Annotated in this window: 11 protein-coding genes and 1 pseudogene; 3 read left to right on the top strand and 9 right to left on the bottom strand. The window is 65.4% G+C overall.

The features are described 5' to 3' along the window. Positions 1-35: 35 nt before the first annotated feature. The 8 genes and pseudogenes from QJ043_RS03995 to QJ043_RS03960 all read right to left on the bottom strand — a co-directional run bounded on the left by QJ043_RS03995 (position 36) and on the right by QJ043_RS03960 (position 9,885). Positions 36-2,534 (bottom strand): beta-glucosidase, encoded by a 2,499-nt coding sequence (locus QJ043_RS03995; protein WP_283713947.1) that lies wholly within the window; start codon positions 2,532-2,534, stop codon positions 36-38. A gap of 288 nt (positions 2,535-2,822) precedes the next feature. Continuing rightward, positions 2,823-5,303, bottom strand: a complete 2,481-nt coding sequence (locus tag QJ043_RS03990) for a glycoside hydrolase family 3 N-terminal domain-containing protein (RefSeq protein WP_283713948.1) — start codon at positions 5,301-5,303, stop codon at positions 2,823-2,825. A gap of 222 nt (positions 5,304-5,525) precedes the next feature. After that, complete coding sequence (locus QJ043_RS03985; RefSeq protein WP_283713949.1) at positions 5,526-5,999, bottom strand: hypothetical protein; 474 nt, start codon at positions 5,997-5,999, stop codon at positions 5,526-5,528. A gap of 367 nt (positions 6,000-6,366) precedes the next feature. Continuing rightward, the gene (locus QJ043_RS03980; RefSeq protein WP_347177803.1) at positions 6,367-7,035 is read right to left on the bottom strand and encodes a glycoside hydrolase family 3 C-terminal domain-containing protein; all 669 of its coding nucleotides are present in this window, start codon (positions 7,033-7,035) and stop codon (positions 6,367-6,369) included. 477 nt (positions 7,036-7,512) lie between these two features. Beyond that, positions 7,513-8,395, bottom strand: a pseudogene (locus QJ043_RS03975) (glycoside hydrolase family 3 N-terminal domain-containing protein); the annotation flags it as partial. 69 nt (positions 8,396-8,464) lie between these two features. Continuing rightward, complete coding sequence (locus tag QJ043_RS03970) at positions 8,465-8,761, bottom strand: twin-arginine translocation signal domain-containing protein (RefSeq protein WP_283713951.1); 297 nt, start codon at positions 8,759-8,761, stop codon at positions 8,465-8,467. Between the two features lie 325 nt (positions 8,762-9,086). After that, complete coding sequence (locus QJ043_RS03965; protein ID WP_283713952.1) at positions 9,087-9,548, bottom strand: HEPN domain-containing protein; 462 nt, start codon at positions 9,546-9,548, stop codon at positions 9,087-9,089. Further along, entirely contained in the window at positions 9,541-9,885 is a 345-nt protein-coding gene (locus QJ043_RS03960; protein ID WP_283713953.1) for a nucleotidyltransferase domain-containing protein, read from the bottom strand. The genes QJ043_RS03965 and QJ043_RS03960 overlap by 8 nt, the downstream gene beginning before the upstream one ends. A gap of 396 nt (positions 9,886-10,281) precedes the next feature. On the opposite strand from QJ043_RS03960, the gene QJ043_RS03955 reads away from it, so the two are divergent. Genes QJ043_RS03955 through QJ043_RS03945 form a run of 3 tightly spaced genes read left to right on the top strand, consistent with a single transcriptional unit; the run spans position 10,282 to position 12,409 of the window. Beyond that, complete coding sequence (locus QJ043_RS03955) at positions 10,282-10,830, top strand: LytR/AlgR family response regulator transcription factor (RefSeq protein ID WP_283713954.1); 549 nt, start codon at positions 10,282-10,284, stop codon at positions 10,828-10,830. Next, positions 10,818-10,946 carry a hypothetical protein gene (locus QJ043_RS03950; RefSeq protein ID WP_283713955.1) on the top strand — a complete coding sequence of 43 codons (129 nt, stop codon included), beginning with the start codon at positions 10,818-10,820 and terminating at the stop codon, positions 10,944-10,946. Before QJ043_RS03955 ends, QJ043_RS03950 begins: the two co-directional genes overlap by 13 nt. Further along, the gene (locus QJ043_RS03945; protein WP_283713956.1) at positions 10,946-12,409 is read left to right on the top strand and encodes an ATP-binding protein; all 1,464 of its coding nucleotides are present in this window, start codon (positions 10,946-10,948) and stop codon (positions 12,407-12,409) included. The genes QJ043_RS03950 and QJ043_RS03945 overlap by 1 nt, the downstream gene beginning before the upstream one ends. On the opposite strand, the gene QJ043_RS03940 is transcribed toward QJ043_RS03945, so the two are convergent. Beyond that, positions 12,357-13,001 carry an HAD family hydrolase gene (locus tag QJ043_RS03940; RefSeq protein ID WP_283713957.1) on the bottom strand — a complete coding sequence of 215 codons (645 nt, stop codon included), beginning with the start codon at positions 12,999-13,001 and terminating at the stop codon, positions 12,357-12,359. The genes QJ043_RS03945 and QJ043_RS03940 overlap by 53 nt on opposite strands. Between the last annotated feature and the right edge of the window lie 18 nt (positions 13,002-13,019).

The raw sequence follows: 13,019 nt of genomic DNA, 5'->3' as shown, positions 1-13,019 counted from the left end.
GGCGATTTCGATGGTTGTGGCATGGAACGGGAGGGTCACGCGGGCACGGCGCCGCTCGGGGTGGGCGCGTCGCTCGGAGCGCCCGGCGTGGCTGCGGCCTGGAGCTTCCGGGCCATCGCGTTGTTGGCGAGCACGTTCTGTACGAAGCGCACGAGGCAGAGCACGAGGCCGATGACCCAGAAGCCGCGGAGCTCGAGCACCAGGGCGTCGACCATCCTCTGGTCCACCCAGCCGCCGGCGCCCTTGACGAGCACGTGAAGCGGCATGTTGTAGATGAACAGGGCGTTGAGGTTCGGGCGCCCCTTCTTGGTGGACGACTTCACGATCTGCGTCAGCACGAGCCACACGAGCCAGAAGATGGGGCTGCGCCCGTGGTTGAGGTCTCGGAAGCAGAGGTTGTCGTCGATCTTGAGGTCCGCCTTGGGCACCGGGCGCCCGAGGATGGCGGCCCACTGGACGTCGGGCACGTCCTGCACGTTGCCCGAGCGATAGCAGCCGAGGTCCTGGCCCGCATAGGGGTTCGCGGCGGCGGTGCCGGCCAGCGTCACGGTGGCGACCGAGCGCACGTCCTCGCAGCTGGCGGCCGCGCGCAGCTCGTAGGCGCCGTGCTCGATCTCCCAGCCGTCGGTGGCGATGTTGAAGTACGCGAAGGCGCGGCTACCGAGGTCGAAGGTCACCGTTGTCGTCTCACCGGGCTCGAGCCGCACCTTCTCGTAGGCGCGGAGCTCCTGGGCGGGACGGAAGACCTCCCCGTCGGGTTTCGCCACATAGAGCTGCACGACCTCGGCGCCGGCACGCTCGCCGGTGTTGGCGATGGCGACCGAGCAGCGCACGGAAACGTCGCTGCCGGCGTCCTTGACCACCTCGGCCTGCAGCGGCCCGTACTCGAACGTGGTGTAGCTGAGGCCGAAACCGAATGGGAACGCCACGTCCACGCCGGCCGTCTGGTAATAGCGGTAGCCGACAAAGAGGCCCTCGCGGTACTCGGCGATACGGCCGTCGGCCGGGAAGCGACCGGCGGTGGGGGTGTCGGCGAGCCTGCGCGCCCAGGTCTCGGTGAGCTTGCCGGAGGGGTTCACCGCGCCGGTCACGACGTCGAGCGCCGCGGACGCGCCCGCCTGGCCGCCGAGCGCTAGGTACAGCACGGCCTTGGCGTTCGCGACCCAGTCGCACTCCACCGCGGACCCGGCGGAGAGCAGCACCACGACGTTGGGGTTGGCCTCGGCCACGAGCTCGAGCGCGTGGACCTGCGCCGGGTCCATGGACATGTCGAGACGCTCGGCGCCCTCGGACTCGCGGGACTCGTCGAGGCCGAGGCACATGAGCACGACATCGGCGCGCCGGGCGAGGTCGGCGGCAGCCTGGGCCATCGCCTCGGTGGAACCGCCGTCGCGATTGAAGGCCGGCTCGTACCCCACGTACTCGAGCTCCGTGTCGGCAATGACACCGGTGAGCTTCTCGAGCTTCGTGCAGTTGACGAGCGAGGAGCCGGCGCCCTGGTAGCGGGGGTTGTCGGCGAAGTCGCCGACAAGGGCCACGCGCGTCGCGGGCGCGAGCGGGAGGATGTGGTCCTCGTTCTTGAGCATGACGATGGACTGTGCCGCGATGTCGTGGGCAATCTGGTGATGCGCCAGACGGTCGAAGGAATTGCCGGCGGCGCGCGTGGCGGCCGTGGTCGTGAGGATCAGCTCGAGGGCCTCGTCCACCTGAGCGTCCACCTCGGCCTCGCTGATGCGGCCCTCCCGCACCGCGCCCACGAGTTCGCGCACGGCGGGCATGCCGTGAGCCGGCATCTCGAAGTCTGAGCCGGCCTTGACGCCGGCCACGTGGTCCACGGAGCCCTGCCAGTCGGTGACGACGGCGCCGTCGTAGCCCCACTCGTCGCGCAGGACCTCGCGGAGCAGGTGCTGGTTCTCGTTGGCATAGGTGCCGTTGACCATGTTGTAGCTGCTCATGAGGCACTTGGGGCGCGCGTTCTTGACCACGCGCTCGAACCCGGCGAGGTAGAGCTCGCGGAGCGTGCGCTCGTCCACCTGAGAGTCGGACCCCTGGCGACGGGTCTCCTGGCTGTTGACGGCGAAGTGCTTGGGGCAGGCGCTCACGCCCTGGCTCTGGATGCCGCGCACGTAGCCGGCGGCCATGTCACCGGCCACCAGCGGGTCCTCGGAGAAGTACTCGAAGTTGCGGCCGCAGAGCGGGCTGCGCTTGATGTTGAGGCCGGGGCCGAGCACGACGTCCACCTTCTCGGCCAGGGCCTCCTCGCCGAGGGCGGTGCCCAACCTCTCCCCCAGGGACGGATCCCAGGAGTTGGCGACCGTGGCCGCCGTCGGGAAGCAGGTGGCCGGCACGGAGCCGCCGATGCCCAGGTGGTTGGCGCCGGCGGCTTGCAGGCGCAGGCCGTGGGGGCCGTCGGAGAACTGCATCGCAGGGATGCCATGGTGCGGGTACGCGCGGGTGGTGAAGGCAGTGTCGCCCGAGAGGAGCGCGCACTTCTCCTCGAGGGTCAGACGGTTGATGAGGTCTTGATGCTTCATCGCATCCTCCCGGAGCGGTGCCGATCGGTCGTTGCTGCCACCTTACGGGGCGGGAATTGGTTTCAGGACGCTTTGACGCAAACTGTCGCGTCGCTTGCGTGGATTGCGAACAGGGCCCGGAGTCTGGACGCTTCGGTCTGGACGCTTCGGTCAAAGCCATTTGTCCACGCTCCACCGGGCGACAGCGTGGACAAATGGCTCTCTCCCAAGCGTCCAGCGCAAAAAGGCGCAGGACCCCGCCACCGTCGGGTCCTGCGCCTTGCTCCGAAAGGGAAGCCGTGCTCGTAGCTAAGAGATGTAGGGAACCACCTCGGTCTCGGGCTCGGTCAGCGCCGGCACGTTGTAGGTGGCCACACGCTCGTCGTCAATCTGCCCGGACCAGTTGAGGCCGAACGTGAAGTCATAGGTGTTGCCTTCAGAGTCCGTGTGGCAGGTCATGTCACGCGGCACGTCGGCGTACTGCTCGTTGTAGACCGTCTCCATCGAGGCCGGCATCTGGAACGGCAGAAGACCACTCGGCTCCACCTCGCCGGTGATGATGCGGGCAAAGGGCTCGTCGCTCGTCTTGGAGAACGTGAGCAGGATCACGTCCGCCACATCCTCGAACTCCGAGAAAACCATCGGCTTGCTTGCGTCGATGCACACGATGAGCTTGGCGTCATCGGGAATCCGATCCTTGACGGCGAGCACGAGGTCGAGGTCGCTCTCGTTGGTGGCGTGGGTGCTCTCGCCGTTGACGGAGCGATCCTCGAGCACACCGTACTCGTCCTCCGGATTAAGGGACTTGAACCCGGACCAGTCCTGATCGGCCGTGAACGGACGGTACTGCAATGTGACGGGCTTGTAGTAGGGGCCGGGTTCCTGCTCGGCGCCCATAATCATCGAGGCAATGGACACGCCGCCCTGCGCACCGTCATAGGCGTCGGCGGGACTCTTGATTCCCACCACCGCATACTTGACACCGGCAGCCGTGAGCTCGTCCTTGATCTTGGCCGTGATGTCGTCCGCAGTAACCTCCTCGACGGTGGCCACGTCGTCAGTCACCACCTCCGAGAAGTACTGGGACGCAACCTCTTCGTCAAAAGCCATGGACACGGAGCCGCCGGCACCGCCCATCGCGTAGGAGGCCATACCTCCCTCGGAGTAGGACTGAGGGATGTACACGGGACCCTCGATGCCGGTCTCAGAGATCACGCCGCCCTTGTTCTTGAGCATGACAACGCACTTCACGGCCGCCTCGCGCCCGAACTCCACCGGCGCATCGCTGTCGAAGACCTTGGCACAATCGTCAACAGAACTGTACGGGTTATCCAGCAGGTCGACGTTGACCATGAGCTTGAACAGGCGCCGCACGTTGTCCTGCAGCTGCGCCAACGCCGCTTCCTCGCCCATCTCATCGCACATGAGGCCGTAGGTCTCCTCCGCCACGTCCGGTTGGAACGTGCCGCCGTGCATCGTCACCGTGTTGTTCATCATGATCTGGAAGCGCTCGGCCTCGGTCTTGTCGGACACGCCGTTGCACTGGTAGACCAGCACGGTCCAGTCAGTGCAGAGCATGCCATCCCACCCGGCGTTGCGCAGAATGCCCATGTTGTGGGAGCTGTAGGCGCTTCCCACGTGCTCACCGAGACCCTCAGGGTCGCTCGGGTCGTAGGCGATGCCGCAGCAGGGCATGATCGATGCCATCTGTTCGGTCTTCGAGTCCAGGTGCAGACCGCCATCCAGGAACGGGATCAGATGCGCCTTGAAGTTTGATCCCGGGAACACGTTCCACTTGCCCTGGGGAAGATGGTCGTTGCGGCCGCCGTCGGGCGCGCCCTCGCCCACGAAGTGCTTGAACATCACACCGCAGGACTGCTTGCCCCAGCCGAGGTCCTCGGTGGCCTCGTCGTCGCCCCACGTGGACCGCATGCCGCCACCGAAGGCCGCCGTGAAGTCACGGTTGACCGCAGGGTCCTCGCACACGGAGCCGCTGGTGCGGGTGCCGATGTTGCTGGAGTACACGTCAACCTGCGGCCCCAGCTCGCAGCGCACGCCGCTCGCGCGCCAGGCGCGGGCCTGCCACATGCCGGCCTTGCGCCAGATGTCCTTGTCCATGGTGGCCGCGAGGCCGATGGAGCTCGGGACGTTGAACAGGACGTACGGGTCGGAGTAGTTGAAGTACGGGATGCCCAGCTCGGACTCCTCGCACACCTGCTGCACGTTGTTGATCCACTCGACGTCCGTGGCATAGGAGTCGGCCGAGGAGGCGAGACGAGAGACGCCCGCGCGGGAGCCCCGCTCGATCCAATCGAAGGCGCTCGTGTCGGTGGAGGTGGAATCGGACTGCGTGCCACCGGCGAACATCAGCGGGAAGCACTGCTCGGCGGTGAGGGTCTTGGCCAGCTCGGCGGCGCGGGTGTCGGCGTCCTGGCGCCAGTCCTCCCAAGCGTCCAGCTTGCCGTTGCCGTTCATGTCGCGGAAGGCGAGGCCGTCCACCTGGATGATACGGGAGGCGTCCATCGCGCCCACCGTCGTGTGGCCGTCGGGGTTGGTGGCCTTCGTCCACTTGTCCTTGCGCATGGTCTCGGTGGTGTAGAGGGCCTCGACCCCCTCACCGTCGGGGTCGATGGGGTAGCTGGACAGGTCCGGCGCTGCGTAGATGTCGCCCGAGCCGGCCTCCGCCTGCGCGGTGGGCTCAGAGCCCGTGCTGCAACCGGCGAGGGCCACAGAAGCGGCAGCGACACCGGAGCCGGCGATGAAGCCCCTACGTGTGATCGGTTTGGTCATGGTCTCTTCTCTCTCCTCGCGGCGCAGAGCTGCGCCGAACAACTGGCTTCCCTTCATCGACCGGGCTCCGGCAGGAGGGCCCGATGGCCTTGGCCATGGGTCACCACCCGACGGGTTCTGACTCATGGCTGCGCGGCACGTCTCCCGACACCGCCGCCATGGCGCACAAAACCGTCGGGGCCCGGGGGTGCAGGCCCCAGGCCCCGACAGAGACAGGAGGGCTTAGTAGAGGACGAAGGTCATCTCGTCGAAGCCGTCGATGCCGAACTGCTTCGGGTCATCGGTGCGGAGCGTGGCGGAGTCCACGGTCTCCAGCGTGATGTCGCCGCTCTCGAGGTGAACGGTCACGGACTTGTCGTCGGAGGCCTCCCAGGTGCCGGTCTCGGTGAGCAGGTCCTCATGGTTCTTGCAGGGCTTGGTCTCGGCGGTGCCGTCCTCGTTGAGGATCACGTCGATCATCTGCTCGGAGCCGCCAGCGGTGCCGTAGATGGTCTCGCCGGTGGTCTCGACGGAGCCGCGCCACGTGCCGTAGTAGAAGGCCACGGCGTCGAAGTCGCTGCTGCTCTTGTCGTCAGCAGCCGTGGTGCCGGTCTCGGCCTCAGCGGCCGGAGCGGAGGTGTTGGTGCCACCGCAACCCACAAGGGGGCCGGCCAGCGCGAGCATCAGGGCAGAGGCGATAACGAGCTGCTTCTTCATGGTGGACATCCTTTCTTGCATCTTCCTGTCTCTTCAAGGGGCACCGGTCCGGGGCGCCCGTTTGTTCAGCCAGAACTCTACGGGGCAAAAACACCCTGAAGTATCAATTGACGTAGATTGCGCCCGCTTTGACGTGAACTGACACCCAACCGCTCACCGGCGGTTGAGCGGGCGGTGGCAAGCATCGCAACCAGTTACCAAAACCGCAGCTAGAAACTGCAGTCCGAGCTGGCGGGAAGCGCTCGACAGACGACTTGGGATCGCAATCCCGCGGCGCGAGCGGGCGCGCGAGAAGCGCGAGCGGCGAAGGCCCCGGGCCTTTTGCGCGCCCAGGGCCTTCGCCGTCACATCGAGACCGCCGTCTGCCTTACCACTCGGGCTTCGTGAGCACCGGCACCTTGTACGCGGTGACGCGGTCGTCGTCGATCACGCCGGACCAGTTGAGGCCGAACGCGAAATCGTAGGTGTTGCCGTCGGCGTCCGTGTAGCAGGTCATGTCGCGGCTCGTGTCCTCGGGGGACGCCTCGACGTCGAGCATGTCCTTCGGCATCTGCATCGGCAGCAGGCCGCTCGGCTCGTCCAGGCCGGCGACGATGCGGCAGGCGGCCTCGGTGCTCCCGGACATGGAGACCACGATGGCGTCCACCTGATCCTCGAACTCATGGACGCACATGGGCTGCATGATGTCGAGAACCACGACGCACGGGATGCCCACCTCTTTGGCCAGCGCCGCCGCTTCGAGAATCTGGTCGAGCTGGTACTCGTTGGTGACCTGCGAGGTGCGACCGTAGTAGCTGCGGTTCTCGCGGGTGCCGTCCTCAAGCAGATCGCCGGCCAGCGACACCTGCCGCACGTGCTCGTTGTCGGCGGTGTAGGGGCGGTACTGCACGGACAGCGGCACGAACGTGCCCTCTTCGCTCTTGCCGCCGCGGGCGCTCGCGTTGAACGGGGCGGCCGCACAGACCAGCACCAGGTCGCAGTCCTTGATGTCGTCGACGGTGCAGCGGGTGAGATCCTCGAGCGCCGGGGTCGCCATCGGCACGTCGCCGGACTCGTCGACCGGCCCGGTGAGCTCCTCGGCCAAGGTGTCGGTCACCACGTCGAAGTACTGGGACAGGATGCCCTCGGAGAGCGGCAGCGAGCAGCTGGCCGGGGTGTCCGTCCACGGAGCCGTGTCCATCGTGCCGGACTGACGGAAGGCCTTGATGAAGCGCATCGGCACGTAGGCCTTGAGCTTGCTGTCCTCGGCGCCGGCCTTGATCACGTTGCCGTGGTTCTTGAGCATGACGATGCCCTTGACCTGCATCGCAAGGGCCTCGGCCTCGATGGCCTCGTCCGCGAGGTCCACGGTCTTCTTCGCGACGTTCGGGTCCACGTAGGGGTCCTCGAAGAGCCCCGTGTTGAAGTAGCCGAGCAGCAGGCGCTTGGCCACCGCGCGGAAGTTGGCATCGGCCTCGGACTCGCCCACGCTCGCGACCTGGTCCTCGTAGGCGCTCATCAGCTGGTCGGGCTCATTGCAACCGCCCATCTGATCCACGCCCACCGCCACGGCCTTGGCGGCACGCTTGGCCGGGTTCCAATCGGAGCCCTCGAGGCCCCAGCAGCGATAGCTCTTGGAGCCGTCCTCGTACACGTCGCGGAGCACCGACCAGTCGGTGCAAGCGTCGCCCTCGAAGCCGTAGCGGTCGCGCAGCAGCTCCTTGACCTTGTACTCGGAGAACCCCGAGCCCACCGGCTCGCCGTACTTCCCGTCCTCAGACCAGGCAATGGTGTAAGAGGTCATGACGGCGCCGGTGCACCCCGTCTTGCCGTCCAGCTTGAAGGCGCCGTCCACGAACGGGATCATGCAGGCCTCGAAGTTGTCGTTGGGGTACACGGCGTACTTGCCGCCGTCCTGGTGCGCCTCGCGGCCGCCCTCGCCCGGGCCCTCGGCCGGCCAGTGCTTGACCATCGCGACGACGGAGCCCGTGCCCCAGCCCTGGTCCTCGCCGTTCTCGTCGTACGTGGACTGCACGCCGTCGACGAACGCGCGGGTCGGTGGCCACGTCGATCTGGGGGCCGAGGAACGTCGCGACGCCCATCTTGCGCAGGTCCTCCGCCTGGCCTTGTCCGGCGCGCTTGGCGTTCTCGGGGTCAAAGGTCGCGGCGAGGGCCAGGTTGCCCGGCCAGTCGTAGCAGTTGGAGCCTTGGCGCGGGTCCGAGGCGATATTGCACGGGATCTTGTTGTCGGAGGCCTCAACGAAGGCTTGGAGGTTGTTGGCCCAGCCCGCCTGCTTATAGGCGGGGTAGCCGGAAGCGGCGTTCAGCACGGCGCGCACGTGCTGGCCGAGGAACTCCTTCTGCTCGTCGGCGATCTCGGTGTCCTCGAGTGCGAACACGTGAGCGGAATAGCACATGAGGCCGGCGATCTGCTCGATGGAGAGACGCCCGGCGAGGTCCTCGGCGCGCTCGTCGGCCGAGAGGCGCTAGTCCTCGTAGGGCACCAGCTCGCCCGTGCCCTCAAAGTCCTTGAAGGGAAGGCCGTCCACGTCGATGATCTTCAGGCCGGAATCCGGCGAGTAGGAGAGCTGGGGGCCGTCCGGGTTCTCCACCACCACGTAGCCGTCCATCTCGGTCTCCGTGAAACCGGAGGTTTGATCGGCGGTCTCGGCATCGGCGGTGGGCTGGGAGCCCGCGTTGCAGCCGACAAGGGCCACAGAAGCGGCGGCGACGCCGGCCCCCGCCGTCGTCAAGAACTGGCGGCGGTTCACATTCATGCTCATGCTCTCTCCTTCGCGGCGCGACCCTGTGGCTCCTGGGCAGGAGAAACCTCAGGTCTGACGTCCGGACCTCGTCCAACGTCAGGTTTCTTTAAAGGCCGCTTTAGCGTACGAAAGAGAACGTCAGATTAATCTCAGGGAATCGCACATTGGCGCAAGCGCGGCGTAAACTGCGGGACATTGCCGTTCACCACCCCCCTCCGCGCCGGACGCTTCGGAGAGAGCCGTTTGTCCACGGTTGGACGCTTCGGAGAGAGCCGTTTGTCCACGCTGTCGCGGACTGGAGCGTGGACAAATGGCTTTGACCGAAGCGTCCAGACGGGCTTGGTCACTCCGACTCTTCGATCACCTTCGGACCCTCTGCAGCATTAGTGCCAAGTTCAATGCGCACACCCTCATAACCGGCTGCAATGAGCACATCGGCGATTTGATTGGCGTAGTCCACGGCCAAAGCGATATCGCCAACCGTCAGATCATGAGCCGTGTCATAGCGGGCCTCGGCCTCATAGCGGGTCAGGCGTCCGCCAGCGCGGAACACGTCGTCAGAGGGCTCAAAGAGACCCTCCCTTTTGCAAACACCAAGAAGAAGATCAATGTTGTGACGCGCAGGATACGTCAAACCCCGATACGCCAGTGCCGATTTGATCGATTTCTCCGCCGCTTGTTGTGCAAAAAAGCAAATATGGGATGCGTAGTATTCGCGATCTATATTATTAAGATCCTTCAAAGCTCGGGCGTCCTTCTGTGCCTGCTCGATGAGTGCCCGCGCCTCGCTCATTTCTTCACCCACTGATCAGCACCCCCTCGCGAGCCACACGCGCCTCGACAGCGTTAACTCCTTGGCTGCGATGAGCGAACTCGGACGCATGGGAGGACAACACATCCACGGGAATAGGCATGCAAATGAGTTCATCGCCAACGAGCATCGCGTTCTCTATGGCACGCCTCCCGTCGTTGTCCCTTGTGACCACATACAAATCGACGTCGCTGTCCTGCGCCTGCTCACCGCGGGCGTAAGAACCAAAAACGTAGGCCGAGACCGTCGAAACCGCTGAAAGAGATTCCACAAGACGGTCGAACACACCATCAGGTAGTGCCTGCTTCAAATGCTCAATGGTAACTGCCATGCTGCCCTCCCTTGCACTCACGGGACTCCATCATACTGGGCGCTGCGCCCTAGACCCCAAAGTGGACGCTTGAGAGAGAGCCATTTGTCCACGGTTGGACGCTTCGGAGAGAGCGATTTGTCCAACCCCGGACATTTGGCTTTGACCGAAGCGTCCAGACGGAGAGCGGGACACCAGAGCCCGCTGTCGCCTTCTGCAAACGAAACGACGCGGATCGCACCCACTGGCGCCGAGCGGTCAAAAACCACCGTTCGTCGCCGGCGTTTGCCTCATCGGCCCAGATGGATCACCGTTGGCCGGTTATCCATGAAGGTTCGGCACGTTTCCACCTATCCTCTATCAGGAAATCTTAAGATAGGCACAGGTGGATTTATGCTCGTGGCAGAGGGAGGGTCCATGCGCCGCATCGCCGTGGTTGAAGACAGTCCCGTGGAGCGCGACTCGCTGCTGCGCTTCCTTGACCGCTACGCAACCGACACCGGCGCCACCTTCGACGTGACCCCCTTTGAGAGCGGCGAGGAGTTCCTCACCGCCCACAAGGCCTTCGACCTCGTGTTCCTCGACATCGAGATGCCCGGTCTCGATGGCATGGAAACGGCGGCCATGTGGCGCAGCTACTGCCCCGACACGCCGCTCATATTCGTGACCAACCTGGCCCAGTACGCGCTGCGCGGCTACGAGGTGGACGCGTTCGGGTTCCTCGTGAAACCGGTGAGCTACCGAGCCTTCGCCCGGAACATGGACAAAATCTCCCGCCTGATGAACCTCCAGGACATGGAAGCGGTCCTCGTTCCCACCAAGAGCGGCGTGCACTCGATCCTGCGTCGGTCGCTTGTGTACATCGAGGTCTTCGACCACGACCTCATCTACCACCTGTCCGACGGACAAGAGGACATCCGCGCACGCGGATATCGAGCGGGTGCCTCGTCAACATGGACCACGTGACGCGGCTGTCGGGCAACGAGGTGACCATGTCCACCGGCGACGTCGTGTACTTCAGTCGCCCCCGGAAGAAAGAGGCCACCGAGCGCATCGTGTCGTACCTGGCCGGTGACGACTGATGGGGAGCCTGTTCTGGGAGACGGCCCTCACCGTCGCGCAGATTTGGATCGCCATCGCGATGTTCGTGTCGCGCATGCCGAGAAGACCCTCGTTCGGGCCTCGCGTCGCGGTGGTCGCCACGCTGTTGCTCGCAATCTGCACCGCGACCGATTGGTTCAACGCCACGCCGAGCGGTGCCTCCCTCTCCGAGCGCCTGCCCATCGAAGTGGAGTTCTGGCCGTTTGTGGCACTGCTCTGTTTTGCGATCCTCGCGGTGTGGTTCCTGTTCGAGGGCACGCTCTGGAACGCCGTCTTTTGCGCGACGATGGGCTACACGGTGCAGAACCTCTGGGTGGGCACCGACCGGCTCGTGACGGTCTCCCTGTTGCCCTTGGGCGTGTTCAACGTCATCGACGGTTGGGGCTCCGCGCTCATCGGCCTTGCGCTGATGACGTTCATCTATTCCGGTTGCTACTGGTTCTTCGCGCGGCGGGTCGATCGATACGGCCTTGCCCTCGTCAACGACCCGCGGCTCTTCCTGGCCGCAGTTCTCGTCGTGGTGTTCGACATCGCCTTCAACAGCGTGATCAACAGCCTTCCCCAGATCGGGCTGGCGAGCGCGTCGACGGGCGACTCGTTGATGCTCTTCTTCTCGCTGAGCCACGTGGTGATCTGCCTGCTCCTCCTGTTCTTTGAGCTGACGCTGCTCTCGTCGACGCGCCTGCAGGAGGAAGTGGAGACCATCAGTCGCGTGTTGGAGGGCGAGCGCCGCCAATACGAGCGGTCCCGCGAGAACATCGAGGCCATCAACCTCAAGTGCCACGACCTGCGGCACCAGATCCGCCACCTACAGGACGTCGGGCGCGTGGTGGACGACGCCGTGCTCCAGGACATCGCCAACGAGGTGAACGTCTACGACTGCACCTACCAGACCGGCAACGAGGCCCTCGACGTGATTCTCACCGAGAAGGCCCTGCTCGCGAGCAAACAGGGCGTGAGCCTCCAGTGCATTGTGGACGGGGCGGCCGTGGGCTTTATGGCCCAGAGCGATCTGTACTCGCTCTTTGGCAACGCCATCGACAACGCGCTCGAGGCCATGGCGAGGATCCCGGACGACGACAAGGGCGCCATCTCGATCAAGGTGCGGCACCGCGGCTCCATGGCCGCGATCCACGTGTGCAACCCCTACGTGGGGGACATCGTGTTCGTGAACGGGCTGCCGCGGACGAGCAAAAGGGACACACGCAGCCATGGGTTCGGCACGCTCTCCATGCGTGTGCTGGCGGAGCGCTACGGCGGGTCATTGGCCATCAAGGCCGACGACGGCAACTACCGGCTCAACATCCTGATCCCCGTGCCCGAGCCGGACCCTCCCCAGGTGCCACGCACCACAGGCGAAAACCTCCCAGGGTGCGTGGCACCACAGGAGGTCAGAGGCGTGCCAGCAAGTCCCGTTCCAGCTCCTCGGGAGTTCGCACGATAGCGCTGACCCGCTGGTTCTGCGTGTCCCAGGCCGGGTTCACCGAGTACTGCACCGTCGTGAGACCCGCCGCCACGGCCGCGTCGACGCCCACGGGCGAGTCGTCAACCGCAATCAGCCGCTCCGGCGCGATGCCCAACCGGTCGGCCGCCGCCACATATGCGTCCGGGGCGGGCTTCGCGTGCTCGATGTCATCGCCGGTGACAACCACGGTGAACACATCGTCCATGCCGGTCTCGTCGAGCATCCGCTCGACGTTGGCGCGAGCCGAGGAGGACGCGATCGCGCACCGGATGCCCCGGCACCGCAACGCCCGGGCAAGCTGCAGGTTCCCCTCGATGGCCAACTCGCCATAGCCAAACTGGTGCGCCGCGCACCACTGTTCCTTGAGGGGGGCGACCTCCTCCGGCGTCATGTCCAGCACGCGGCCGAGCACCACGTTCTCACGGGCGTCGCTGCAGCCGAACAGCTCCGTGCGGTCCTTTTCCGATAGCGTCTCGCCGTAGACGCCCACCATCTCATCGAAAAGCGCGATCCATGCCTGCTCCGTGTCTGTGAGCACGCCGTCCATGTCAAAGACCACGCCGTCGATCATCCAATCGCCTCCCTCGCT

Origin of the sequence: Kribbibacterium absianum, assembly GCF_030067705.1 — a bacterium.
GTDB lineage: Bacteria > Actinomycetota > Coriobacteriia > Coriobacteriales > Atopobiaceae > Kribbibacterium > Kribbibacterium absianum.
The sequence above is the reverse complement of the archived record's forward strand: the minus strand, read 5'-3'. Positions and strand labels throughout refer to the sequence as shown.